Annotated in this window: 19 protein-coding genes; 9 read left to right on the top strand and 10 right to left on the bottom strand. The window is 61.0% G+C overall.

The genetic code is table 11. The features are described 5' to 3' along the window. Positions 1 to 3 precede the first annotated feature (3 nt). Positions 4 to 1,284 (top strand): hybrid sensor histidine kinase/response regulator, encoded by a 1,281-nt coding sequence (locus tag GN234_RS03970; protein ID WP_109755393.1) that lies wholly within the window; start codon positions 4 to 6, stop codon positions 1,282 to 1,284. Then, on the top strand, positions 1,277 to 1,654 hold the full coding sequence (locus tag GN234_RS03965; RefSeq protein ID WP_109755394.1) for a response regulator: 378 nt from the start codon (positions 1,277 to 1,279) through the stop codon (positions 1,652 to 1,654). Before GN234_RS03970 ends, GN234_RS03965 begins: the two co-directional genes overlap by 8 nt. 206 nt (positions 1,655 to 1,860) lie before the next feature. On the opposite strand, the gene GN234_RS03960 is transcribed toward GN234_RS03965, so the two are convergent. The 8 genes from GN234_RS03960 to GN234_RS03925 form a co-directional block, all read right to left on the bottom strand. After that, on the bottom strand, positions 1,861 to 3,531 hold the full coding sequence (locus tag GN234_RS03960; RefSeq protein WP_176687922.1) for an ATP-binding protein: 1,671 nt from the start codon (positions 3,529 to 3,531) through the stop codon (positions 1,861 to 1,863). Further along, positions 3,528 to 5,030 carry an ATPase domain-containing protein gene (locus GN234_RS03955; protein ID WP_176687921.1) on the bottom strand — a complete coding sequence of 501 codons (1,503 nt, stop codon included), beginning with the start codon at positions 5,028 to 5,030 and terminating at the stop codon, positions 3,528 to 3,530. The genes GN234_RS03960 and GN234_RS03955 overlap by 4 nt, the downstream gene beginning before the upstream one ends. Positions 5,031 to 5,181: 151 nt before the next feature. Next, a complete protein-coding gene (locus GN234_RS03950; RefSeq protein WP_109755397.1) occupies positions 5,182 to 6,240 on the bottom strand; it encodes a tetratricopeptide repeat protein in 1,059 nt (352 codons plus the stop codon). Positions 6,241 to 6,586: 346 nt separating this feature from the next. Next, positions 6,587 to 8,008: an efflux transporter outer membrane subunit gene (locus GN234_RS03945; protein ID WP_176687920.1), complete on the bottom strand. Its 1,422-nt coding sequence runs from the start codon at positions 8,006 to 8,008 to the stop codon at positions 6,587 to 6,589. Continuing rightward, the gene (locus tag GN234_RS03940) at positions 8,005 to 11,184 is read right to left on the bottom strand and encodes an efflux RND transporter permease subunit (protein WP_003202298.1); all 3,180 of its coding nucleotides are present in this window, start codon (positions 11,182 to 11,184) and stop codon (positions 8,005 to 8,007) included. Before GN234_RS03940 ends, GN234_RS03945 begins: the two co-directional genes overlap by 4 nt. A gap of 15 nt (positions 11,185 to 11,199) precedes the next feature. After that, entirely contained in the window at positions 11,200 to 12,453 is a 1,254-nt protein-coding gene (mexE, locus tag GN234_RS03935; RefSeq protein WP_109755399.1) for a multidrug efflux RND transporter periplasmic adaptor subunit MexE, read from the bottom strand. A 337-nt stretch (positions 12,454 to 12,790) separates the two neighbouring features. After that, a complete protein-coding gene (locus tag GN234_RS03930) occupies positions 12,791 to 13,555 on the bottom strand; it encodes a substrate-binding periplasmic protein (RefSeq protein WP_109755466.1) in 765 nt (254 codons plus the stop codon). A gap of 247 nt (positions 13,556 to 13,802) precedes the next feature. Further along, positions 13,803 to 14,681: a LysR family transcriptional regulator gene (locus tag GN234_RS03925; protein WP_176687919.1), complete on the bottom strand. Its 879-nt coding sequence runs from the start codon at positions 14,679 to 14,681 to the stop codon at positions 13,803 to 13,805. A gap of 101 nt (positions 14,682 to 14,782) precedes the next feature. Here GN234_RS03925 and GN234_RS03920 point away from each other — a divergent pair, with 101 nt between their 5' ends. From GN234_RS03920 to GN234_RS03905, 4 genes are all read left to right on the top strand, one after another. Then, positions 14,783 to 15,208, top strand: coding sequence for a VOC family protein (locus GN234_RS03920; RefSeq protein WP_018601473.1), 426 nt, complete (start codon positions 14,783 to 14,785; stop codon positions 15,206 to 15,208). A gap of 100 nt (positions 15,209 to 15,308) precedes the next feature. Continuing rightward, positions 15,309 to 15,929 (top strand): TetR/AcrR family transcriptional regulator, encoded by a 621-nt coding sequence (locus GN234_RS03915; protein ID WP_109755402.1) that lies wholly within the window; start codon positions 15,309 to 15,311, stop codon positions 15,927 to 15,929. 113 nt (positions 15,930 to 16,042) lie between these two features. Then, entirely contained in the window at positions 16,043 to 16,867 is an 825-nt protein-coding gene (locus GN234_RS03910; protein ID WP_232201563.1) for a thioesterase family protein, read from the top strand. Between the two features lie 50 nt (positions 16,868 to 16,917). Next, positions 16,918 to 18,189, top strand: coding sequence for an OmpP1/FadL family transporter (locus tag GN234_RS03905; RefSeq protein ID WP_176687918.1), 1,272 nt, complete (start codon positions 16,918 to 16,920; stop codon positions 18,187 to 18,189). 124 nt (positions 18,190 to 18,313) lie between these two features. On the opposite strand, the gene GN234_RS03900 is transcribed toward GN234_RS03905, so the two are convergent. After that, complete coding sequence (locus GN234_RS03900; RefSeq protein WP_109755467.1) at positions 18,314 to 19,099, bottom strand: SDR family NAD(P)-dependent oxidoreductase; 786 nt, start codon at positions 19,097 to 19,099, stop codon at positions 18,314 to 18,316. Positions 19,100 to 19,143: 44 nt separating this feature from the next. Next, a complete protein-coding gene (locus GN234_RS03895; RefSeq protein ID WP_176687917.1) occupies positions 19,144 to 20,604 on the bottom strand; it encodes an efflux transporter outer membrane subunit in 1,461 nt (486 codons plus the stop codon). A gap of 207 nt (positions 20,605 to 20,811) precedes the next feature. On the opposite strand from GN234_RS03895, the gene GN234_RS03890 reads away from it, so the two are divergent. The 3 genes from GN234_RS03890 to fabF are packed head-to-tail and all read left to right on the top strand — an operon-like array spanning position 20,812 to position 26,343. Beyond that, a complete protein-coding gene (locus tag GN234_RS03890) occupies positions 20,812 to 21,921 on the top strand; it encodes an efflux RND transporter periplasmic adaptor subunit (protein WP_176687916.1) in 1,110 nt (369 codons plus the stop codon). After that, positions 21,918 to 24,998: an efflux RND transporter permease subunit gene (locus GN234_RS03885; protein WP_109755406.1), complete on the top strand. Its 3,081-nt coding sequence runs from the start codon at positions 21,918 to 21,920 to the stop codon at positions 24,996 to 24,998. The genes GN234_RS03890 and GN234_RS03885 overlap by 4 nt, the downstream gene beginning before the upstream one ends. 52 nt (positions 24,999 to 25,050) lie before the next feature. Further along, positions 25,051 to 26,343: a beta-ketoacyl-ACP synthase II gene (fabF, locus tag GN234_RS03880; RefSeq protein WP_116832376.1), complete on the top strand. Its 1,293-nt coding sequence runs from the start codon at positions 25,051 to 25,053 to the stop codon at positions 26,341 to 26,343. Positions 26,344 to 26,358: the final 15 nt, after the last annotated feature.

Here is a 26,358-nt window from a genome sequence, read left to right as displayed (position 1 = left end):
CACATGCCAAGAGATATTCAAGCCAAACTGCTGATCGTCGACGATCTGCCTGAGAATCTGTTGGCCCTGGAAGCGTTGATCAGGGGAGGCGACCGCGAGGTCTTCAAGGCCCTGTCGGCGGACGAAGCGCTGTCCCTGTTGCTGCAACACGACTTTGCCCTGGCCATCATCGATGTGCAGATGCCGGAGATGAACGGTTTCGAACTGGCCGAGCTGATGCGCGGTACGGAGAAGACCCGCAGCATTCCCATCATCTTCGTCAGTGCCGCCGGCCGTGAGCGCAACTATGCCTTTACCGGTTATGAAAACGGTGCGGTGGACTTCCTGCACAAGCCACTGGACACCCAGGCGGTCAAGAGCAAGGTCAATGTGTTCGTCGAGCTGTATCGCCAACGAAAGGCCATGAAGGAGCAGGTCGTGGCCCTTGAGCAGAGTCGCCGCGAGCAGGAGGTCCTGTTGCAGCAACTGGAGGCTACTCGCGGTGAACTGGAGCAGGCGGTGCGCATGCGTGACGACTTCATGTCCATCGTCGCCCACGAGGTGCGCACGCCTCTCAATGGGCTCATTCTCGAGACACAGTTGCGCAAGATGCACTTGGCCCGGGACAACGCCGCGGCGTTTAGCCTGGACAAGGTGCGGGCGATGGTCGAACGCGACGAGCGGCAGATCAAGAGCCTGATCCGGCTGATCGAGGACATGCTGGACGTGTCGCGGATTCGCACCGGCAAGCTGTCGATCCGTCCGACTCGCTTCAACTTGACGGCGCTGGTGGAAAATCTGCTGCGCAATTTTCAGCCGCAGATCGCCATCGCCGAGTGCTCGTTGACCTGCATGGCCGAACCATCGGTGGAGGGGCTCTGGGATGAGTTTCGCATCGAGCAGGTGGTCTCGAACCTGTTGACCAATGCCTTGCGCTACGGCGGCAAGAGCCCGATCGAAGTGCGTGTCTACAAGACGCCGGAGCATGCCTGCATCGAAGTCCAGGACCATGGCATCGGTATCAGCGAGGAAAACCAGAAGCGTATCTTCCAGCAATTCGAGCGCGTATCGTCCAAGGCGGCCGCCGCAGGCCTTGGGCTGGGGTTGTTCATTTCCGAGCAGATCGTCACGGCCCATGGCGGGACAATCACGGTCAACAGTCGGCTCAATGAAGGCGCGTTGTTTCGTGTTTGCCTGCCCTTGCAGAAAACTGTCTTGGACAAAACCGCCCAACAGACGCAACCTCTGAGAGACCCCAAGGTCGTATCAGCAGCTATTGATCGAACAAAGGCTTCTCATGAGTGAAGATGCGCAAGATGTTGTATTGATCGTCGAGGATGACCCGTCGATCCTGATGGTGTTGTCGGCCTATTTATCGGGCGAAGGGTATCGGGTGCTGCAGGCAGAAAACGGCGAGCAGGCGTTCGAGATCCTGGCGAGCAAGCCTCACCTGGACATGATGATTACCGACTTCCGCCTGCCGGGCGGTATCACCGGTGTGCAGATCGCTGAGCCGGCGGTCCGGTTGCGCCCCGACCTGAAAGTCATCTTCATCAGTGGCTACGCGCAGGAAGTGCGCGACACCGATAGCCCCATCACCCGCAAGGCGCCGATTCTGGACAAGCCGTTTGACCTGGATGAGCTGCAGCGCATCATGCAGTCGATGTTGTCGTAGGTAGGAAGAGGGGGGAGATCCTGGCAGCAACCCCTGTGGCGAGGGAGCTTGCTCCCGCTGGGCTGCGCAGCAGCCCCAATGCCAGGCGAAGGGGGTGTGTCAGATTGTCTTGATCAGCTTGATTGGGGGCGCTTCGCACCCCAGCGGGAGCAAGCTCCCCTCGCCACAGTGCTCAAAATGCCCCCAGGCGATGTCCTCCCATCGCCTCAAACCTGGATCATCTCCCGCACCTTGGCCGTCAACAAATCAAACGTGAACGGCTTGGTGATCATCTGCATTCCCGGGTCAAGGAAACCGCCGCGTACCGCTGCATGTTCGGCATAGCCGGTGATGAACAGCACCCGCAGGTCCGGGCGGATCTGCCGGCCGATTTCCGCCAGTTGCCGACCATTCATGCCGGGCAGGCCCACGTCGCTGATCAGCAGGTCGATGCGTTGGCCTGACTGGAGGATCGGTACCGCGCCGTTGGCGTCGGCCGCTTCCACAAAGGCATAACCCAGCTCGCTCAATACCGCGCTGACCAGCACCCGCACCGCTGGATCATCCTCGACGATCAGCACGGTCTCACCGTCTTGTGCATACGGCACGTGTTGGGTAGTGACTTGGGGTTCATGTATTTCTTCGCCGCGAAAACGCGGCAGATAAAGATTTACGGTGGTGCCTTTGTCGACTTCGCTGTCGATGGTCACATGGCCACGCGACTGCTTGCTGAAGCCATAGATCATCGACAGGCCCAGCCCGGTGCCCTGGCCGATTGGCTTGGTGGTGAAGAACGGGTCGAAAGCGCGGCTGATGACGGCTTCGGGCATGCCGCAGCCGCTGTCCTGTACGCTCAGCACCACATAATCGCCGGGTTCCAGGTTGGTGTAGGCGTTAGTGAAGTCGGCGTCCAGGTGTCGGTTAGAGGTCCGCACCACCAGGTTCCCGCCGTTGGGCATGGCATCCCGGGCGTTGAGGACCAGGTTGAGCAGGGCACTTTCCAGTTGGTTGGGGTCGGCTTCGGCGATCCAGAGTTGTTCGTCCAACTGCATGTCCAGGTGGATGCTTTCGTTGAGGCTGCGTTGCAGCAGCTCGCCCATGGACAGCACCAGCGTGTTCATCTGGACGGCTTTGGAGTCCAGCGATTGTCGTCGGGAAAACGCCAGCAGGCGATGGGTCAGGCCGGCAGCGCGGTTGGCCGAGGTCACGCCCAGGTCGATCAGGCTGTCCAGGTCCTCGGTGCGGCCCCGGGCCAGGCGTCGACGCAGCAGTTCGAGGCTGCCGATGATCCCGGTGAGCATGTTGTTGAAGTCGTGGGCGATACCGCCGGTCAATTGGCCGACGGCCTCCATTTTCTGCGACTGACGCAGGGCTTCTTCGTTGTGGCGCAGTTGGGCGGTGCGCTCTTCCACCTGCTGTTCGAGGGTTTCGAGAGTGTTTTGCAGCCGCAGCTCACTGTTACTCAGGTCGATCAAGCGGTCGCGGGCTTCGTACTGCCTTCGGCGGCCGCGCAGGGCGGTGGTCACCAGGCTGATCAGGGTCACCGGGTGGAAAGGGCGCTCGAGGAAGGTGACGTTGCCCAATTGCGCACCGATACGTGCCGCCGGGTTCTGTTCCGGGCCGCCATGATGGGTCAGCAAGACAATGGGCAGGTCGGACCAGGCCGGCTGTTGCTCGATATGCAGGGACAGCGTTTCCAGGTCGGGCCCGACCAGGGCTTCCGAGGAAATCACCAGCAGGCCGGCACCGTCTTCCAGTTCCTGGCACAAATGCCCCAGATGACGGCAGATGAGGCCTGCAAAACCGGCCTCGTTGAGGATCATCAAGGCGATCTGGCTGTCTCGTCCCAGTGGCGCGAGGATCAATGCCCGCTCCGACAGGGGCTCGCTCAAGGTCACTGGAGATCATCCTTGAGCAGCGGGTGATCCGCTCCCATGTAGGTCGGCACGCCACGCAATACGCCCTGGAATGCTTCCAGCGGTTCACCGATGGTCATGCCCTGGCCGCTGATGCGGTATTCGCGGATGGTGGACTCGTGGCTGCCGGTGCGTTTCTTGATGATGGAAATCGCGCGGCGAACCTTGCCCAGTGCTTCGAAATATCGCAACAGAATCACCGTGTCGGCCAGATAGGTAATGTCCACGGGCGCTTGCATGTCGCCTACCAGCCCGTGCTGGGCAACCGTCATGAAGGTCGCCGCACCCTTGCGGTTGAGATAGAGCAACAATTCATGCATGTGCAGCACCAGGGCGTTCTCTTCCGGCATGGCCGCCTGGTAGCCGTTGATGCTGTCGATGACCACGGTTTTGATGTCGCCCTCATCGACGCAACGGCGCACGCGGTGGGAGAACTCGCCCGGGGACAGCTCAGCGGCGTCCACTTGTTCGATCAGCAGGTTGCCGGTCTCCTGCAAGGCCCGCAGATCGATGCCGATGTTATTCATGCGCTCGAACAGCAAGCCCAGTTCTTCATCGAAGATGAACAGTGCCGCTTTCTCGCCGCGATGCACGGCGGCTGCGGCAAAAATCAGCGCAATCAGCGATTTGCCGGTCCCTGCCGGGCCCAGGATCAAGGTGCTGGAGCCGGTCTCGATACCGCCACCGAGCAGCGCATCCATTTCGCCGATGCTGCTGGAGAGTTGCTGGCGCAGGTACCGGCCGCGGTGTTCGGCAGCCACCAGGCGCGGGAAGACGTGCACGCCATCGCCCATGATGGTGAAGTCATGGTAGCCGCCGCGGTACTTCTGCCCGCGATACTTGACCACCCGGATCCGCCGCCGCTCGGCGCCATAGTTGGGGGTCAGTTCTTCCAGGCGAATCACGCCGTGGGCGACGCTGTGCACGGTTTTGTCGAGGGACTCGGTGGTCAGGTCGTCGAGCAGCAGGACCGTGGCGTCGTAGCGCACGAAGTAGTGCTTGATCGCCAGGATCTGGCGACGGTAACGCAGGGAGCTTTGCGCCAGCAGGCGGATCTCCGACAGGCTGTCGAGCACGACCCGGGTCGGCTTGACCCGTTCGACCACTTCGAAGATCTGCCGGGTCGCTTCGCCCAGCTCCAGGTCCGAGGAGTACAGCAGACTCTGCTGGTGTTCGGCATTGAGCAGGCTTTCGGGCGGGGTCAACTCGAAAATATGGATGTTGTCGTCCAGCGTCCACCCGTGGGAGGCTGCGCCCTGACGCAGTTCACGCTCGGTTTCCGATAGCGTGATGTACAACGAGCGCTCGCCAGCCTTGGCGCCGGCCAACAGAAAATGCAGCGCGACCGTGGTCTTGCCAGTCCCCGGTTCTCCCTCAAGCAGGAACACGTGGCCGCGGGACAAACCACCGGAAAGGACATCGTCCAGTCCTTCGATGCCGGTGGCGGCTTTTGCACTGATCAACTCGTTAGATGTAGACAAAAATAGCCCTCTCATGACTAGGGAAGTGGGCAGCAGGCGGGGTAGCGCCTGAAATTAACTGCCTGAACACTTGACCTTTGGCGGTGATGGCGGTTCCGCTTACATCTACAAAACGCGGTGTACTGCACAACTTTCAGCGTGCAACCAGGGCCTACAGACCCTGTTGCAACGCCGGGTCATCGGGGTTCAGCTGTTCAAGTTGCGCCAACAGGATCTGAACGTTCTGCAATTGACCGGTTTCCTTCCAATAGTTGATCAGCAACACCCGGGCCTTGCGGTCGGCGGGGTAGCGCTGGACGATTTCCTGCAGCTGTTTCTGCGCAGCTTCCACCTCCTGCTCGGCATGCAGGGTAGTCGCCAGGTCATAGCGGTAATGGCGGTTCTCGGGCTCCAGTTCCACGGCTTTCGCCAGGCCAAGCACCGCATATTCGCTCTGGCCGTGTTGCAGCAACCACATGCCCAGCGCATGTTGCAGATAAGCCGACGCTGGCTGGGTTTGCAACTGCCGGGCGAGCAATTGTCGTGCAGCTTCGCCCTGGCCCTGTTTGTCCAGCACTTCGATCTGCATGACCAGCGCCGGCAGGTTGTCCGGTTGCAGGCGCAGGGCCTGCTCAAGGGCCAGTTGGGCTTTCTTCAGTTCGGCGTTGTGCAGGTGCAGCCGGGCGAGTTGGTAGTGGGTCTCGGCGGTTTTCGGGCCGTCCTCGAGTACCTGTTCCCAGGTATCGATGGCGATCTGCATTGCACCGAAGTACAAGCCCAGATCATCCGGTGACAGGCCCAGCAGCGCGTTCACGGCGGCGAACCGGACGCTCTGGTCGTCATCATCCAGCAGCGAGCCGAGCAACAGGCTGCGCTGGCCCGTCGGCACCAGACCGACGATGCTGCCGATGGCTGCCTTGCGCACGTCCGGTGATTCGCTGTGCAGATCCGCGTCCGCCAGTTTCAAGGCCTGGGGGCTGGGGTAGTTGGGCAGTTCGGCGTGCAGCCACACGCGGCGCTTGGGCGAGAGGTCCGGGCGCCCCAGTTGCTGGTAGAGCATCCGCGCCGCCCCTGGCTGCCCGTTGCGGGCGTTTTCCAAGGCTTCACTGTAGCCACGCTTGATCGCTTCGGGGATTTGCGGGGTGGTGCTGCGTAGCCACACTGCGACAAGACCGATCACCAACAGGATACAGAGGCTGAGAAGCAGATAGCGGCGGCGAGGCGAGGGCATGCAGGAAATCCATTACCAGAAGCTTGAAATGTCGCAAGCTTCGGTCAGGTGGGGGCTTGAGTCAAACCTTGTGACGCATCTCGCTCCACCGGTGATTGTGGATGCAGATCTGTGACCCTCCCCAAAACCCATGTAGGAGCGAGCCTGCTCGCGACGGCATCGGTATCTTCAACATCTATGCAAGCTGACCCACCGCTATCGCGAGCAGGCTCGCTCCCACAGGGGTTGTGCTGAATGCTGAATCTGTGGAGTCGCTGGCGAAAAAAAGCCCCGCGTCCGAATGAAACGCGGGGCAAGGATTTGGTTGGTTGCGGCCAACCAAAGGAGCTCGGTTGAGCAGGGCGGATCAGTTGCTGGCAACGGTCTCCGGTTTCCAGCCGCCACCCAGGGCCTTGTAGATCGCGACGATGCCGCGGTACAGGTCCACTTCCGCCTGGGCCTGGGTGTCTTCGGCGGCCAGGCGTTCACGTTGGGCGTCGAGCAGCACGAGGAAGTCCACGGTGCCTTCGCGGTAGCGAATCTCGGCCAGGTCGGCGGCGGCACGGCTCGATTCGCTCTGACGGATCAGCGAGATCAGCCGTTGCTGGCGCTTGCCGTAGTCACTGAAGGCATTCTCCGATTCCTCCAGGGCCAGCAGCACTTGCTGTTCGTAGGTCGCCAGGGCACCGTCCGCCTCGGCGCTGGCACCGCGCAAGCGAGCCCGCACGCTGCCCAGGTCGAAGGCGGCCCAGGTAATGCTCGGGCCCAGCGCCCAGGCGTTGGCGGCCGAGGAGCCGATCTGCGAGCCGCGTCCGGCGGTAAAGCCCAGGAAACCGCTCAGGCTGACCCGTGGGAACAGGTCAGCCTTGGCCACGCCGATGCGCGCCGTGGCAGCGGCCAGTTGGCGTTCGGCGCTGAGAATGTCCGGGCGCCGTTGCAGCAGCTCACCCGGGTCGCCGATGGGCAGGGCCTTGGCGATGGCTGGCAACTGTTTCGGGCTCAGGTCCACGCTCAATTTGTCCGGGCGCTCACCCAGCAAAGTGGCGATGCGATTGCGTTGGCGCACTTGTTCGGCCTGCAACTGCGGGACGCTGGCTTCCACCGAGGCCAGGCGGGCATCGGCGCGGACCACGTCGAGCTGGTCGCCGACGCCGGCATCACGCAGGCTTTCGGTGATCTTGCGCGAGTCCTGCTGGTTCTTCAGGTTCGCCAGGGCGATCTTTTCCCGCAGCTGGGCGCCGCGCAGTTGACCGTAGGCGTCCACCAGCTCGGCGATCATCGTCACCTGCAACTGATAGAGATCGGCTTCGGCGGCCTGCTGGTCGGCATCGGTGGCTTCCAGGTTGCGCTGGATGCGTCCGAACAAGTCCAGCTCCCAGGCCATGTCCAGGCCCAGGTCGTAACGCTCGGTATTGACCCGGTCGGTGGTCTGCCCCGGGACCTGGCCTTTGCCCAGGTTGCTGCTGGCGCGGCTGGTGATGGTGGGCATGGCGTCATTGCTGGCGTCATCGCGAATCGCCCGGGCTGCCCGCAGGCGGGCGAAGGCTACGCGCAACTCGCGGTTGCCTTCCAGGGAGCGAGTCACCAACGCGTTGAGCGTCGGGTCGTCGAATTGCTGCCACCAGATGCCTTCGAAACGGGCGCGGTCGAAATTCTTCTGGCCGGCGGCGCCGTCGGTGGCGGCGGTGATATTCGCCGCCTCCGTTTGCGGGGCCTTGTAGTCCGGGCCCACGGCGCAGGCACTCAGTGCCAATACCAGCAAGCTCGGCATGAACGCTTTCAAACTCATTGTTGCGCCTCCAGTTTCAAAGCCCGGGCCGCCTTGCGGGCCTCGCTGCGCTCGACGAAGTTGCGGATCAGTACATAGAACACGGGGGTGAGCAGCAGGCCGAAGAAGGTCACGCCGAGCATCCCGGAGAACACCGCCACACCCATGGCATGGCGCATTTCCGCACCCGCGCCGCTGGAGAACACCAGGGGCACCACGCCCATGATGAAGGCGAAGGAGGTCATCAGGATCGGCCGCAGACGCAGGCGGCACGCTTCGAGGACCGCCGCCAGCGGGTTCATGCCTTCGAGCTGTTTATCCTTGGCGAACTCGACGATCAGGATCGCGTTCTTGCAGGCAAGCCCCACCAATACGATCAAGCCGATCTGGGTAAAGATGTTGTTGTCGCCACCGGAGAGGATCACCCCGGTAATCGCTGACAGCAGGGTCATCGGTACGATCAGGATCACCGCCAATGGCAGGCTCCAGCTTTCGTACTGGGCCGCGAGCACCAGGAACGCCAGCAGTACGCAGAGCGGGAACACGAACAGCGCGGTGTTGCCCGAAAGGATCTGCTGGTAGGTCAGGTCGGTCCACTCGTACGTCATGCCGTTGGGCAATTCGTCCTTGAGCAGTTTCTCGATGGCTTTTTCAGCCTGGCCGGAGCTGTAGCCCGGGGCGGCGGCACCGTTGATTTCAGCGGTGATGAAGCCGTTGTAGTGCATCACGCGGTCCGGCCCCGAGGTGTCGCTGACCTTGATGAAGGTCGCCAGCGGGATCATCTCGCCACGGTTGTTGCGCACCTTGAGCTGGCCGATCTGGTCCGACTCGAGACGGAACTGCTGCTCGGCCTGGACGTTGACCTGGTAGGTGCGGCCGAAACGGTTGAAGTCGTTGGCATACAGCGAACCCAGGTAGATCTGCAGGGTGTCGAAGATGTCGCTGACGGCCACGCCGTGGGTCTTGGCTTTTTCACGGTCGATGGCAGCATCGACCTGGGGCACGTTCACGGTGTAGCTGGTGAACAACCCGGCCAGTTCCGGCACGCTGCGGCTCTTGGTGATGATGTTCATGGTTTCTTTGTACAGCTCGTCGTAGCCCAGGTTGCCTCGGTCTTCGATTTGCAGGCGGAAACCACCGATCGTGCCCAGGCCCTGTACTGGCGGCGGTGGGAAGATCGCCATGTAGGCTTCCTGGATCCCGGCGTACTGGCCGTTCAAGGCTCCGGCGATGGCGCCGGCCGACATGCTTGGGTCCTTGCGCTCGTCGAAGGGCTTGAGGGTCACGAACACGATGCCGGCGTTCGGGCTGTTGGTGAAGCCGTTGATCGACAGGCCCGGGAAGGCCACGGCGCTTTCAACCCCCGGTTGCTTGAGGGCCAGGTCCGACATGCGTTTGATCACGTCTTCGGTACGGTCCAGGCTCGCGGCGTCCGGCAATTGGGCGAAGGCCACCAGGTATTGCTTGTCCTGGCCGGGCACGAAACCGGTCGGGGTGGTGGAGAAACCGAAGAAGGTCAACACCATCAGGCCCGCATAGAGCACCAGGGCGATGCCGCTGCTACGAATCACTCGGGCGACGGTGCCCACGTAACCGTGACTGGCACGCTCGAAGAAACGGTTGAACGGACGGAACAGCCAGCCACCGAAGAGCTTGTCCAAAAACTTCGAGAAACGGTCCTTGGGCGCGTCATGGCCTTTGAGCAACACGGCAGCCAAGGCTGGCGACAGGGTCAGGGAGTTGACCGCCGAAATCACTGTCGAGATGGCGATGGTCAGGGCGAACTGCTTATAAAACTGTCCGGTCAAGCCACTGATGAACGCCGCCGGAACGAACACCGCGCACAGCACCAGGGCGGTGGCGATGATCGGACCAGTCACTTCGCCCATGGCGCGCTTGGTCGCTTCCACTGGGGTGAGCCCCAGTTCGATGTTTCGCTCGACGTTCTCCACCACCACGATGGCGTCGTCCACCACGATACCGATCGCCAGTACCAGGCCGAACAATGAGAGGGCGTTCAGCGAGAAGCCGAACAGGTGCATCACCGCGAACGTACCGATCAGCGACACCGGTACAGCCACCAGCGGGATGATCGATGCACGCCAGGTCTGCAGGAACAGGATCACCACCAGCACCACGAGGATCAGCGCTTCGAACAGGGTGTGCACCACTGCCTCGATGGAACCGCGGACGAAGATCGTCGGGTCATAGACAATGCTGTAGTCCATCCCGGCCGGGAAGCCCTTCTTCAACTCTTCCATTTTCTCGCGAACATCGTTGGAGATCTGGATGGCGTTGGAGCCTGGACGCTGGAAGATCGGGATCGCCACCGCCGGCTGGTTGTCCAGCAGCGAACGCAGAGCGTATTGGCTGGAGCCCAGTTCGACCCGGGCGATGTCTTTCAGGCGAGTGATCTCACCGTTGGCGCCGGAACGAATGATGATGTTCTCGAACTCCTCCTCATTCACAAGGCGCCCTTGGGTATTGATCGACAGCTGGAAAGCCTGGGCATTGGGCGCTGGCGGCGCACCCAGGGCGCCGGCAGCCACCTGGCGGTTCTGTTCGCGGATCGCGGTGACCACGTCGGTGGCGGTCAGGTTGCGCGAAGCGGTCTTGTTCGGATCCAGCCAGACCCGCAGGGAGTAGTCACCCATGCCGAACAGCTGCACATCACCCACGCCGCCCAGGCGCGCCAGCTCATCCTTGATGTTGAGCAGGGCGTAGTTGGACAGGTAGAGCATGTCGTAGCGTTTGTCCGGCGAGGTCAAGTGCACGACCATGGTCAGGTCGGGCGACGCCTTGTCCACCGTGATGCCGATCCGGGTCACTTCTTCCGGCAGCTTGGGCTCGGTCCGGGTGACGCGGTTCTGCACCTGCACCTGGGCGTTGTCCAGGTCGGTGCCCAGGGCGAAGGTGATGGTCAGGGTGATCTTGCCATCGGCGGTGGACTGCGAGGACATGTACAGCATGTTCTCGACGCCGGTGATGGCTTGTTCCAAAGGAGCGGCCACGGTCTCGCCGATGACCTTGGGGTTGGCACCTGGGAAGTTTGCGCGCACGACCACGGTCGGCGGCACGACTTCCGGGTATTCGCTGATCGGCAATTGGAACAGTGAGATGGCGCCGGCGATCAGGATCAGCAGCGAAAGTACCGCTGCGAAGATCGGCCGCGAAATGAAGAACTGGGAAAATTTCATCTTGGATTCAGTCCCTTAACCGCGTGGGGTCGCAGCGGCCAGTTTGCCTGCCGCCCCTGACGCGTCCTTGGATGGCGCGACTTGGGGCAGGTTGCTGGCTTCTAGCGCTTTACGTTGTTGTGCCAGGGCGGCAATGGTTTCGTCGCTGGCCATCGGCACGGTTTCAGGTGTGACCGGCGAACCTGGACGAGCCCGCTGCAGGCCCTTGACGATGATGGTGTCGTCCTTGCTCAGGCCGTTACGCACGATGCGCAGGCCTTCGATCTTCGGCCCTAGCTCGACGGCGCGGTAGGCCGGCTTGTTCTCGGCGTCCATCACCAGCACGAATTTCTTGCCCAGGTCGGTGCCCACGGCTTCGTCGTTGATCAGCACGGCGGAATAAGTGCCGCTGCCCACCAGCTTCAGTCGGGCATACAGGCCAGGGGTGTAGGTGCCGTCCTTGTTGTCGAACACGGCCCGGCCACGGATCGTACCGGTCTGCGGGTTGACCTGGTTGTCGACGAAATTCATCTGGCCCAGGTGTGGATTGCCGTCCTCGTTGGACAGGCCCATGTAGACCGGCGTGGCCTGGCCGCGCTGGCCTTGGCGGGCGAGTTGGGTGTACTTGAGGAAGACACGTTCGTCGGCGTCGAAGTAGGCGTAGACCTTGTCGGTGGAGACCACGCTGGTCAGCGCGGTGACGTCGGCGGTCACCAGGTTGCCTGCGGTGATCTCTGCCCGGCTGACGCGACCAGTGATGGGCGAGGTGACACGGGTGAAGCTCAGGTTCAGCTTGGCCAGGTCCAGTTGTGCCTGGATCGCCGCGGCGGCAGCGCGGGCTTCCTGGGCGGCGCTGGTGCGCGAGTCTGCCAGCTCGGCGGAAATGGCATTGCTCAGACGCAGGCGTTCGCCACGCTGGGCTTCGTTCTCGCTGCGGGTGGCGGTGGCACGGGCTTGGGCCAGTTGGGCTTCGAGACGACGTACTTCAGCCTGGAAGGGGCGCGGGTCGATCTGGAACAGCAGGTCGCCTTTCTTGACCAGCGCGCCCTCGGTGAAGGCCACTTCGTCGATTTGTCCGGATACCCGCGGACGGATTTCGACGGTTTCCGGCGCTTCAAGGCGTCCGGTGAATTCATCCCATTCGTTGACTGGTTGTTCCAGTACCTTGGCCACACTGACTTTGGCTGGCGGCATGGAAGCTGCCGTGTCGGGAGTCTTGCCGCAGGCGCTCATCACCAGTACCGCCAGCAGCGCGAGAGGAAAACGCAGTTTTGAAAGTGAATGTTCCATGGATAGCATCCGCCAATGTATTGAGAATGGGCGGATGATGCGTGGAGCAAGGCAGAGGAACGAATCGAATGAAGCAAAGGTAACTATCATTCAGAATGATATAAGCCATCGACAAGGCCTCTAGTCCGGCGATGTGTGCCACTATTTGGAAGCCGAGGAACCGTGGCGAGGGCGCTTGTTCCCGCCGGGCTGCCTGGCAGCCCCTGTTTATGAGCTCCTGGCGCCCAATCGGGAGCAAGCTCCCTTGCCGCAATGACTCACGCAAACCTTGAACACACTGCACCGTTTCAGGGCGAGCTTGGGTTCTTTGCTATCAAATGTATTGATGGGTCGCGGCCTATTGCGGCAAATAGAGGTCATGGATTTGCTTGAGCGTCCCATCCGCCCGAAGCGCTTCAACCGCTTCGCGTAAATCCTCGACCATTTTGGGCGCGCATTGTTTCGAGCAGGCCAGGTAAAGATCGGCGCTGCTGCCGACCCGACTCATGAGCAGTTTGCGTTTAGACACCTTCGGCCAGATGTATCGACTCTCGGGCACGCCGTTGAACCAGGCATCGATGCGCCCCATCAAGAGCAGCTGGGCGGGGTTGTCGCCAATGGCCAGCGGATAGATCTGCTCATCGCTGAAACCTTCGGTGCGCAGGATATCTTCCTGCGCACTGCCCAGGCCGACGCCGATCTTGCGGTAGGTTTCTTTCGCTTGGGCGAAGCTGTTCACCCGCCGCTCAAGGCTGAAAAAAGCTCGTTCCATGGGCATGATCGAGGCGATCCAGGTAAAACGATCCTCACGAGTGGGTATGCGCGAGAGGGGTGTGATCAAGTGGTCGTGTTCTTCGCTGACGTGTTTCTGAGCCCTGGCCCAGGGCAGCACATGGATTTTTACGGTGTACCCGGCCTTTGTCATGGCCGCGACGGCGACATCACCAACGATTCCGTGCCCCCTGGGGTCATTGACGAACGTCAGCGGCGGCGCGTCGAGGATGTGCAGTTCTATCTCCAGGGGTTCACCGCGCGCGTTGTGTGCAACCAACAGCGGCAGTAATAGACAAAGCCTGGATAGTGTTCTGGTGGGGGCATTCAAAGCGCGTTTGCTTAGGCTCATGATCGGTACTTCAGGCATTGGAAGGGGGGGGCGCCATTCAAAGGATGCTTGGCGCGCAAACAGCGTCTTGCAGGCCGACGTCTTATGTGACGCAGCGCACTTGAAGCGGGGCGCCGCGGTCGTTTTATCAGGACACGCCAGTATGTTGTCTTGGCCTGGCTGCGTGTACTTGAAGGTATAGATCATCCGCTCGACAAAAACCTTGAGCCCTGCGCATTGGTTTTTGTCTGGGTCGATGCAGGGGGATTCATACCGGGTTGGCCTGGGCTTGCTCCACGATCAGTTGCACCAGTCTTCCTGCGGGTTCGTTGAGACTTTGTCGAGCCCGGTGGACGAGGCCGATCTCACGGTGGAAGGTGTGCTCTGCGAGGTCGAGGGCGCGTACACCCTGCGGCCATTTATGGTGAGTCGCGGTTTGCGGCACCAGGGCCACGCCAACGCCGTTTCCAACCAGCTTGATAATCGCCTCCAATTCATCCAGCTCGCAGACTTCATGCAAGGTGAAGTGCATTTTGCGCAGGAAGCGGTCCACCTGCCGGCCACCGAACGATGCACGGTCATAGCGAATGAAGGGTTGACCGCCAAGCAGTTCGGCCCAGTCCTCCCCGGGTAGTGCGCTTGGTACGATCAGTCGATAGGGCTCCAGTGCCAGGGGCCTCCAGCGCAGATCGCTTTGCAGCGAGAAAGGCGGGCGGATGATGGCGGCCATGTCGATTTCCCCGGCATCCACCAGGTTGAGCAACTCCATCGATACGCCAGGCAACACGCGCGTGCGGCATTGCGGGCATTGCTGGTGAAACCTGGCGAGCGCGTCTGGCAGGTAGGAGCGCTGCACCGACGCGATAGCGCCGATGTTCACCAGGACGCTAGGTGCAAGCCCGGCAGTGCTTGTGCCGAGATTGTCGTAGAGACGCAGCAACTCTTGCGCTTGCAGGAGTACTTGATGGCCCATCCGATTAAGGTGGGCCGAGCGGCCCTTGCGGTCGAAGATCTCGAAGCCGAGTTCGGCCTCCAGGCGCTGGATCTGCGCGCTGACCGCGGCCTGTGTGAGGCCGATTTTATTGCCTGCGGCAGCGAAAGTACCTTCCCGCGCTACGGCAATAAGGGTCTTGAGTTCTTTTATCATTCACAAATATTAATTGTGTTATTGAGAGAAATATATTGTTTTTCTTGTTTTTAGCCCGGCCTTACGATGGTCCTGTCCTTATAAAAGCAACAGGTGCCATGATGAGCCTTTCTCCCTTCCACCTCGCAATCCCTGTCTACGACCTTCCAGGCGCTCGGGCCTTTTATGGCGAAGTGTTTGGGCTACAAGAGGGCCGCTCCAGTGCCCATTGGGTCGACTTCAACTTCTATGGCCACCAGTTGGTGATTCATGAACAGCCAAAGACCGCTTCTCAAGAGAGCGTCCACAGCAACCCGGTAGATGGGCATGACGTGCCGGTCCCTCACTTCGGCATCATTTTGGGATGGCAGGAGTGGGAGGCGTTGGCCGAGCGGCTGAAATCCTTTGGCACCGAGTTCGTGATCGAGCCCTACATACGTTTCAAGGGGCAGGTGGGGGAGCAGGCCACGATGTTTCTGTTCGATCCTTGCGGTAATGCGCTGGAGTTCAAGGCGTTCAAGGATATGAGCCAGCTTTTCGCCAAATAGCAGGCGCAGGGGGGCAATTTCTGGGGAATGGGCAAAATGTGACGAAATCACGACCTGGTCACAAGTTGTCAACCGACTTCAGGATGCGTAAGCTGCCCCCATGAACCAGTCATCCCTACCTTCGCCCAGCACCCGAGGCCCGGCCGATCACGACATCCGAGACCAGATCGTCGCGGCGGCCAATGAGCATTTCAGTCAATACGGCTACGGCAAGACCACAGTCTCTGACTTGGCCAAGGCCATCGGGTTTTCCAAGGCATACATCTATAAGTTTTTCGACTCCAAGCAGGCGATTGGCGAAGCTATTTGTACCCGCTGCCTGGCCGAAATCGTTGCAGCTGTGGAGCAGGCCATCAACGAAGAAGGACTCTCGTCGACGGAGCGTTTTCGACGCCTGGTCAAAACCCTGGTTACCACGGGCGTGAACCTGTTCTTCAATGATCGCAAGCTCTACGACATTGCTGCGTTCTCTGCCTCGGAGCACTGGCCCAGTTCACGGGGTTACGACGCCCGGATCAAAGGCTTCGTATTGCAAGTCGTACGCGAGGGGCGAGAACTCGGTGAGTTTGAACGCAAGACGCCACTGGACGAGACAGTAGACGCGATCCACTTGGCGCTGCGGCCTTTCGTCAACCCTTTGCTGCTGCAGTACAGCCTTGACGTCATCGAAGAGGCTCCCACGCTCACCGCCAACCTCATCTTGCGTAGCCTCATGCCGTGACCTTGGGCTGACGATTCCAAGCAACGCATTCCAATCGATTTCAGTGCTCGGTCATGATGGGCTGACAAAGGTAATTGTTTATCTTGATTGTGACTATTGACACAAATGGTCACATGAATAAGATATGGCGTATTGCTCTTAGTCCTGAGAACGTCGACATGACGAGCTTCGCCCAATTGCTGCAGCAATTCGATCCGGATGCGCCATTTGTGTCTCCACCCAACTGGCAGCAGGGCCGTACGATCTTTGGCGGGCTGTCCGCTGCGCTGTCTCTGCAAGCGGTTTTGCTTGAGCGTCCGACAGGTTTTCCTCCATTCAAGTCCGCCCAGGTGTCGTTCATAGGCCCGGTCACGCAGGCCCAGACATTCGATGTCAGCGTGTTGCGTCAAGGACGATCCGTCACCTCCGTATCGGTCGACTGCTTGTCGGGCGACGACCTGGCGTTGCGCACGACCCTACTATTCGCACAGCCGCGGGCGAGTTGTATTGCCCATGATGCCTGGGGCCGTCCGCTTGTAGAGGGGCCGTCCCGGTATGCGCCATTGAAGCTGGACAGAAAGATCGCGCCGGCCTGCGCCTATAACTTTGAGATGCGCCCTGCGGGCGGTTCTCTGCCGGTATCCGGCGCTGATAATCCGGAATTACTGATGTGGGTACGCCACCTGGATGCTCGGGGCGTAGATCCGGCGGTCGCCTTGATTGCATTGGCTGACAGCTTGCCGCCAGCGGCCATGACCTGCTTCACCGAACCCGCTGCCATCAGTTCTGCGTCCTGGATGATTGACCTGCCGCAGCCGGCCGTCGCCAGTGAGTGGTTCCTGATCAATTCCTTTAGCCAGCAAGCGCTGGAAGGCTATTCGCTCCAAGACATGGAAATCTGGGACGAAAGCGGCCGGCGTGTGCTTTGGGCACGCCAGACCGTGGCGATCTTCACGTAATACAAAACCACTGCTCCCATTACCCGCGCTACGTTTCCAGAGTTCTAATAATGAAAAAAATATTGCTCAAGACCCCGGTGGGTCTCTGCTTTGTGTTCGCAACTTCCCATGTATTCGCCAGCGGCTTCGCGCTCAATGAACAAAGCATCAGTGGGATGGGCTCGGGATTTGCCGGCCGTTCTTCTTCCGCCGAAGATGCGAGCACGGTCTTCGGTAATCCGGCGGGGATGTCTCGCTTGAAGAAGGAGCAGTTCAGCCTGGGAGCGGCGACGCTGTTCGCGAAATCCGACATAAGCCAGACCCGTAGCACTTTCGGAGGTCAGGACGGCGATGACATGGTGCCAACGACCACGGTGCCGATGGGTTATTACGTCAAACCCGTTGATGAGCACTGGGCGTTCGGCGTTGGTTTTTATGTGCCGTTCGGTTTGATTACCGATTACGGCAGCGATTTTGCCGGGCGTTATTACGCAAATAAGAGCGAGGTCAAGACACTCACGTTTCAGCCTACGATCAGCTATGCCTTCAACGACATCGTGTCGATCGGGTTCGGCCCCACGATTAACCGTATCAGCGGTGAGATATCAGGCATGGTGCCCAATCCACTCAGCCCTGGCCGCAATGACGCAAAGCTCAAAAGCACAGGCGACGACACGGCCCTGGGTTTCAACGCTGGCGTCCTGGTGCAGGCTACAGATCGAACCCGCTTGGGGCTGACGTATCATTCCAAGGTCAGTTATCACCTGGATGCCAAGACCAAAGTCAGCGACGGCATCTTCAGCCTGGTAGGGGTTAGTGGGCGCAGCTATGACGCTTCGCTGGATGTGGATACCCCGGAGGCGGTGGACTTCTCGGTGACTCACCAGCTCAACACGGACTGGACGCTTTACCTGGGCAGCACCTGGACGCGTTGGAGTCGCTTCAAGGAGCTGACCATCGAAAACTCGGGGTTGCCGCCGTTGTTGAGCGGCCAGTTGGGTACCATCAGTGAAGAGCAGAATTGGCATGACACGTGGGCCCACGCTATCGGTACGGCGTATCGGTTGAATAATCAGTGGGTGCTGCGTGCAGGCTTTTCGGTTGACCAATCGCCTGCCAACAATACCAACCGCGGACCACGTATTCCTACCGGCGACCGGAAGGTGCTCAGCTTCGGGGCCGGCTGGACGCCAGTGGAAGATGTCACGATCGACGTCGCTTATTCCTATCTCTGGGAGGAGAGCGTATCGGTCAACGATGCGTCGGCGACCCGCGGCGCCTACAGCTCCAAGTACAAAAACAGTGCGAGCGGGTTTGGCACTTCAGTCAGCTATCGCTTCTGATTGAGTGCTGCTCTAAAGGCCGGGGGCGCATGCTACCCGGCCTTGGGTGTGAGTGAAGTCGGCTACGACGAAGGCATTGATGATTGTGATTGCGTAGCGTGTGCAAGGCCGCTTCATGACCTGCTCAGACACCCATGATGCGTGCCATAAGACCCTGGTGAAACCGGCGAGGTGTGGCCCAGGTCAGGACGGTAACAGCCTTGTTGCCAAAGCCTGGTACGACACTCATGCGTCCGGCTTGCAATGCACGGATTCCCGCTGCCACAACGGGCTGGGGCTGCATCATGACCATTTTCAAGGCTGGCGTGAGCGTTTGCCTGGCGCTTTCTGCAAACCCGGTGTCCGACATCCCAGGGCAAAGTGCGGTCACGACGATGCCGTCGTTTTTGAGTTCACGATGAAGCGCATCCGAGAAACGAAGTACATAGGCCTTCGCTGCAGAATAAACAGCGAAACTCTTCACACCCTGAAAGGACAACAGGCTTGCGACCATCAGGATGTGTCCACGTTTGCGGGCCCGCATGTCTACCGCGAAGAGTCGTGTAAGGGCTGTCAGACTGGCGATATCCAAATCAATCATGGCCAGGGCCTGGTCCAGGGGCTGATCCAGGAAAGGTCCCTGCAAGCCATGCCCCGCATTGTTAATGAGCACATCAATCACGACTTCGCGCTCGCGCAGCCGCTGGTGCAGTTCGATGACTGCCGGGATCGAGGAAAGGTCTACTTGCTCGACAATGACATCAACGCCGAAACGTTCGCGCAATTGCGCTGATAGCGATTCGAGCTTTTCCAGCCTGCGTGCTACCAGGACGAGAGATTTCCCTTGGGCGGCGTATTGCCGGGCAAACTCCTCGCCAAATCCGCTTGAAGCACCTGTGATGAGCACCCAGGAGTTATCGTTCGGTTTCATCTCGCTGATCTCGGGTTGTTGAGTTGAAAGAAAAGGGGCGTCAGTCATCTGGCAGCCACCGGCAGGGCGTCAGGTGGCTGCCAGCCACCTCCGAGCGCCCGGAATGCCGCGACCGCCGCCCGTGCTGATTCGGTTCGTGCTTGCGCTCGGGAGTCGGACGCTTGCAGCAGTGTCTCGTCGGCATTCAAGACATCGATCAGGCTGGCCGTACCTTTCTGATAGGCAATGAACGACGATTGCCGAGCTTGGGTCAACGAAGCTTCGCCCTGGCTGAGGGTGGTGGCCTGGGCTTCTCGATTGACCAGCGCGGAAAAAGCGTTCTCGACGTCCTCGGTGGCGCGCAGCGCGGACTGGCGGTAAGCGGCGAGTGCTTCGGCTTCCTGCCCCTTGGTTTGATCGATCTGAGCGTTGATGCGGCCAAAGTCGAACAGCCTCCAACGCAATCCCAATACGCCGGCTGCCTGACTGGCGTCGCCACTGAACAAGTTGCCGGCGGAAACCGCCGTGGCGCTGCCAAGCAAGGCACTGAGAGAGAATTTTGGATAGTACTCGGCGATGGCTTCGCCGATGCGCGCGTTGGAGGCTGCGAGGCGGCGCTCTGCCACGATGAGGTCTGGCCGGCGGCGCAGCAGATCGGCCGGCGTGCCCATGGCGGTTATCTGTGGTGCCGCAGGGATGTTCCCGACAGTTGCCAGTTGCTGGCGATGGGTGCCTGGCGGTGTGCCGAGCATGACATCCAATGCGTTCATCGCAGCATCCAGGCCGGTTTTCAGCACTGGCACTGTTGCCTGGACTTGCGCCAGCGCCCCCTCGGTCTGGTGCACCTGATAGCTGGCGGCGAGGCCCTTGCTGTAAAGCAATCGGACTTTTTCCAACAGGTCTTGTTGGGTTTTGACTTGTCGGTTGGCGATGTCCAGCCGGGTCTGCAGCCCGCGAAGAGTGATGTAGATATCAGCGGTCTGTGCGGCGACAGCCAGTCGTGTGGCGGCGGCGCCTGCCTCGCTAGCCTGGTACTCGGCCAGTGCCGCCTCGCGCCCGCGGCGCAGACCGCCAAAGAGGTCCACCTCCCAGTTGGCGTTGAGGTTGACCTCGTAGGAACTTCCATACCGATCATACCCAGGCGTCGAGTTCAACACCTGGCCGAGTGGGGTTTGCACTGACTGATAGGCGCGCGCGGCTTGACCGTTGATGGTTGCCGAGGGCAACAACGCGGCATTGGCTGCCCCCAGGCCCGCCCGTGCTTGCGCGACTCGCGCCGCCGCCTGAGCCAGGTCCAGGTTCTGTTCAAGTGCCTTGGCGATGAACTCGGTCAATACCGGATCACCAAAGCCTTCCCACCAGGCTACAAGGTTGGTTCGCGTTGCGCTGGGCCTCTGTTCGACAGACGACTGACCCAGGAAACGGTGCGAAAGCGCAGCGTCCGGACGATGGTAGTCCGGACCTACCGCGCAGCCTGCCATCAAGCTGGCGCTCACCAAAAGGGTAAGGGGGAGGAGAGGCGACATGGGATACCTGGAGAAGGGTGATTTGTGACCATATTATATTATGGTCACTTCCTGTCAATTGCGGCTCAGCCACATAGTTCTTGGCTGGCAAAGAACGTCAGGGAGGGTTTTTAGCGGCTAAGCCGTTAGCGATATGTGACCATTGACAGTATTGGTCACGAGATTGAGAATGTGGCTCCTGTCCTCATTGCTCAAGTAAGGGAACCTATGCTCCGGCTTCGACCTGTCACCTTTGCCGTCTGCTTGTTGCCTCTCGTCCTGACGGCGTGTGGCGACCCATCCACCGCTAAAGATCCGCGTACGCTTGCCCCCTTGGTGCGGGTCTCTGAAGTCCAGGGTTCGTCCGATCTCTCGCGATCTTTTACCGGTATCGTTGCGGCCAGGGTCCAGAGTGACCTGGGCTTTCGGGTCTCGGGCAAGGTGCTTGAGCGCCTGGTCGATAGCGGGCAAGCCATCAAGCGAGGACAGCCGTTGATGCGCCTGGACCCCATCGACCTCGGGTTGCAGGCGCGCGCCCAGCAAGAGGCGGTCGCTGCCGCGCGAGCCCGGGCCAAGCAGACCGCCGACGACGAGGCGCGCTACCGCGATCTGGTCGCCGCGGGTGCTATTTCCGCATCGGGCTACGACCAGATAAAGGCTGCTGCCGATACCGCCAAGGCACAACTGAGCGCCGCGCAAGCCCAGGCGGACGTCGCCCATAACGCCTCTGGTTATGCCGTGCTGCTCGCGGATGCCGATGGCGTTGTGATGGAAACGCTTGCCGAGCCCGGGCAAGTCGTCAGCCCCGGACAAACCGTGGTCCGACTGGCGCGGGCAGGGCAGCGCGAAGCCGTTGTGCAATTGCCCGAGACCTTGCGTCCTGCCGCAGGCGCCACCGCACAAGCGACCCTTTATGGCGTTACCACGGGAGCGGTCACCGCGAGGCTGAGACTGCTCTCGGATTCGGCTGACCGCGTGACGCGTACCTTCGAGGCGCGGTACGTGCTGGAGGGGCCGCTGGCCAATGCGCCGCTGGGGTCGACGGTCACGCTGCGCATTTTCGAAGACAGCGCGCAACGGCAGGCGCTGCAAGTGCCGATCGCTGCGGTTTTCGACTCGGGCAAAGGCACTGGCGTGTGGGTCATAAACGGCGAACCGGCGAAAGTCACCTGGCGACCTGTGCAAGTCCTGGGTTTGAGCGATGACGCCGCGCGCGTCGCCGGCCAGCTCAATGTTGGCGAGCGTATTGTCGGACTCGGTGCCCATTTGCTGCATGAGGGTGAGGAAGTGCGACTGGCTCAGCCGGGTGACGTGAAGGTTGCCGGGGGCCGTCCATGAGCCTCAACCTGTCCGCACTCGCGGTTCGCGAGCGCTCTATTACCGTGTTCCTGATCTTTCTGATTGCCGTCGCGGGAACCTTGGCGTTCTTCCAGTTGGGACGTGCCGAGGATCCGCCGTTTACGGTCAAGCAGTTGACCGTCATCACCGCATGGCCGGGTGCGACTGCCCAGGAGATGCAGGACCAGGTCGCCGAGCCGCTTGAAAAGCGCCTGCAGGAATTGAAGTGGTACGACCGCACGGAAACCTACACCCGTCCCGGCCTGGCCTTCACCATGGTGTCACTGGTCGATCGCACGCCACCTTCGCAAGTGCAGGAGGAGTTCTATCAGGCGCGCAAAAAGCTCCAGGACGAAGCGCTCAAATTGCCGGCGGGCGTTATCGGGCCAATGGTCAATGATGAGTTTTCCGATGTGACGTTCGCACTGTTCGCCCTGAAAGCCAAAGGCGAGCCACAGCGGCTGTTGGTGCGCGATGCCGAAGCGCTGCGCCAGCGCCTGTTGCATGTGGCGGGAGTGAAAAAGGTCAACATTATCGGTGAGCAGGCCGAGCGCATCTTTGTTTCCTTCTCCCATGACCGGCTGGCCACCTTGGGCGTCTCGCCCCAGGACATCTTCGCCGCGCTGAACAGCCAGAACGTGCTCACGCCCGCCGGCTCCATCGAAACCAACGGGCCACAGGTGTTCCTCCGGGTGGACGGCGCCTTCGATAAACTGGCGAAAATCCGTGACACCCCCCTTGCGATCCAAGGACGCACGCTCAAGCTCTCGGACGTCGCGACCGTCGAGCGCGGATATGAAGATCCGGCCACTTTCCTGGTGCGCAATAACGGCGAAGAAGCGCTGTTGTTGGGCGTCGTGATGCGCGAAGGCTGGAACGGCCTGGACCTGGGCAAGGCCCTGGACGCGGAGACGGCCAGGATCAATGACGCCATGCCCTTGGGCATGACGCTCACCAAGGTCACCGACCAGTCCGTGAACATCGACTCGGCCGTCGGCGAATTCATGGTCAAGTTCTTTGTCGCGCTGCTGGTGGTGATGATCGTCTGCTTTCTCAGCATGGGGTGGCGTGTCGGAGTCGTGGTCGCGGCGGCCGTGCCGTTGACGCTGGCCGTGGTGTTCGTGGTCATGGCGGCCACGGGAAAGAACTTTGACCGCATCACTCTCGGCTCGCTGATCCTGGCGCTCGGGTTGTTGGTGGACGACGCTATCATCGCGATTGAAATGATGGTGGTAAAAATGGAGGAGGGCTACGACCGGATCAAGGCCTCCGCGTATGCCTGGAGCCATACAGCCGCACCGATGCTGTCCGGTACGCTGGTGACGGCTATCGGATTCATGCCTAACGGCTTCGCCCAGTCGACCGCCGGTGAGTACACCAGCAACATGTTCTGGATCGTCGGCATTGCCCTGATCGCTTCCTGGGTGGTGGCCGTGGCGTTCACCCCTTACCTGGGGGTGAAGCTGTTGCCGGATATCAAACAGGTCGAAGGCGGCCACGCGGCCATCTACAACACCCGTCACTACAATCGTTTTCGCCGGGTCCTGACCCGCATCATCGCCCGCAAATGGTGGGTGGCCGGCAGCGTGATCGTGACGTTCGTCGTGGCGATTCTCGGTATGAGCCTGGTCAAGAAACAGTTCTTCCCGACCTCCGACCGCCCGGAGGTGCTGATCGAAGTGCAAATGCCCTATGGAACCTCCATCGAGCAGACCAGTGCCACCACCGCCAAGGTCGAGGCCTGGTTGCAGAAGCAGGATGAGGCAAAAATCGTCACGGCCTACATCGGCCAGGGCGCGCCACGCTTCTACCTGGCGATGGCACCGGAGCTACCCGATCCTTCGTTCGCCAAGATCGTGGTGTTGACCGACAGTCAGGAGGCGCGCGAGACCCTCAAGTTCCGTCTGCGCGAGGCGGCGGCCGAGGGGCTTGCCCCAGAGGCGCGTATCCGGGTGACTCAACTGGTGTTCGGTCCGTATTCGCCATTTCCCGTAGCCTACCGGGTGATGGGACCTGATCCGTCGAAATTGCGTGAGATCGCCGGCCAGGTCCGGGATGTCATGCAGGCGAGCCCGCTGATGCGGACCGTCAATACCGACTGGGGGCCGCTGACGCCGACGTTGCATTTCACCCTGGACCAGGATCGCTTGCAGGCGGTAGGGCTGACGTCGAATGCTGTCGCGCAGCAATTGCAGTTCCTGCTTGCAGGAGTACCGATCACGGCGGTTCGCGAGGACATCCGTTCGGTGCAGGTGGTCGGCCGTGCTGCCGGTGATATTCGCCTCGATCCGGCCAGGATAGAAGGGTTTACCCTGGTCGGCGCGGCGGGCCAGCGCATTCCGCTGTCCCAGGTGGGTGAGGTCGATGTGCGCATGGAGGATCCGATTCTTCGGCGTCGTGATCGCACCCCGACCATCACCGTACGCGGCGACATTGCCGAAGGTTTGCAGCCACCGGACGTCTCGAATGCAATCCTGAAGGCGCTGCAGCCGGTCATCGACACCCTGCCGAGCGGCTACCGGATCGAGCAGGCCGGCGCCATCGAGGAATCGGGCAAGGCCGGTAAGGCGATCGTGCCTCTGGTGCCGATCATGGTGGCCCTGACGCTGTTGATCATCATCGTGCAGGTGCGTTCGATCTCGGCCATGATCATGGTGTTCCTCACCGCCCCGCTGGGCCTGATTGGCGTAGTGCCGACCCTGCTGATCTTCCAGCAGCCATTCGGGATCAACGCCCTGGTCGGCCTGATCGCACTCTCGGGCATCCTGATGCGCAACACGCTGATCCTGATCGGGCAGATCCATCACAACGCCCAGGAAGGGCTGGATCCGTTTCACGCGGTCATCGAGGCCACGGTGCAACGGGCCCGGCCGGTCTTGCTGACGGCGCTGGCGGCCATCCTGGCTTTCATTCCCCTGACGCATTCGGTGTTCTGGGGCACGCTGGCCTACACGCTGATCGGCGGCACGTTCGTCGGCACCATCATGACGCTGGTGTTTCTACCGGCGATGTATTCCATCTGGTTCAAGATCCGTCCTGACCATTCAGCACACACGCAAACGGCACCGCAGGCGTAAACCGGCGTGTTCGTTATTTTGTGGACATTGACTGAGACATGAAGAGGTTCCAATGAAGACTTCCCAAGGTCAAAAACGCATCGTTGTCACCGGCGTGGGCATTGTCGGCCCACTGGGTTGTGGCGTAGAAGAAGTCTGGCAGCGGTTGCTGGCGGGGCGCTCCGGCATTCGTATCCTGCCTGGCGATATCACCGAGGGGACAGGGGTGGCCGTGGGCGGCCAGGTGCCGTCGTTGGAAGAGGACGTCATCGCCGGTTACGATCCGGAGCGCATTATCCCGGCCAAGGATCGCAAGAAGATGGATCGCTTCATCGAGTTCGCGCTGGTGGCTGCCGAAGAGGCGTTGCAACAGGCAGGCTGGCAACCGACCCATGCCGCCGACCAGGAGCGGACGGCAACCATCATCGCCTCAGGCGTGGGCGGTTTTGGCGCGATTGCCGGTGCCGTACGCACCACCGATGCCCGCGGCCCGCGCAAATTGTCCCCGTTCACCGCACCTGCCTTCCTCGCCAACATGGCGGCGGGGCACGTTTCCATCCGGCATGGTTTCAAAGGCCCTCTGGGGGCACCGGTAACAGCCTGTGCGGCGGGGGTGCAGGCCATTGGCGACGCGGCGAGGCTGATCAGGAGCGATGAAGCGGATATCGCCATATGCGGCGGGACGGAAGCGGCGATAGACCGCGTGACCCTCGGTTGTTTTGCCGCCGCTCGCGCGCTGTCCACGGGTTTTGCCGAGCGTCCGCAAGAGGCCTCGCGGCCCTTCGATCGTGATCGCGACGGTTTTGTCATGGCCGAGGGGGCCGGGTTGCTGGTGATTGAATCACTGGAACACGCCCTCGCACGTGGCGCCAAGCCCCTGGCGGAACTGGTGGGTTATGGCACCAGTGCCGACGCCTATCACCTGACGGCAGGCCCGGAAGACGGCAACGGTGCCCGGCGCGCGATGGAGCAGGCGCTGCGCCAGGCCGCTGTCAGCCCCTTGGATGTGCAACATATCAACGCCCATGCGACGTCCACCCAGGTTGGCGACAATGGTGAGCTGGCCGCGATCCGCTCAGTGTTCGGGCGCGATTGCGATGTGGCGATCACCTCCACCAAGTCGGCCACCGGGCATCTGCTGGGGGCGGCTGGCGGTATTGAAGCCATTTTTACGGTGCTGGCGCTTCGTGACCAGATCGTCCCGCCCACCCTGAACCTGATTCATCCCGACGAGGCCGCTGCCGGGCTTGATCTGGTAGGTCTGCAGGCCAGGAAGATGCCGATCACCCACGCGCTCTCCAATGGCTTCGGATTCGGCGGGGTCAATGCCAGCCTGCTGTTGCGCCGTTGGGTGCCTGAGGCTTGAGTATTGATATTTCGT

Source organism: Pseudomonas bijieensis, from assembly GCF_013347965.1.
In the GTDB taxonomy this organism is placed as follows: domain Bacteria; phylum Pseudomonadota; class Gammaproteobacteria; order Pseudomonadales; family Pseudomonadaceae; genus Aquipseudomonas; species Aquipseudomonas bijieensis.
Note: the sequence above shows the minus strand (reverse complement) of the source record. Positions and strands in the feature narration are given on the sequence as shown.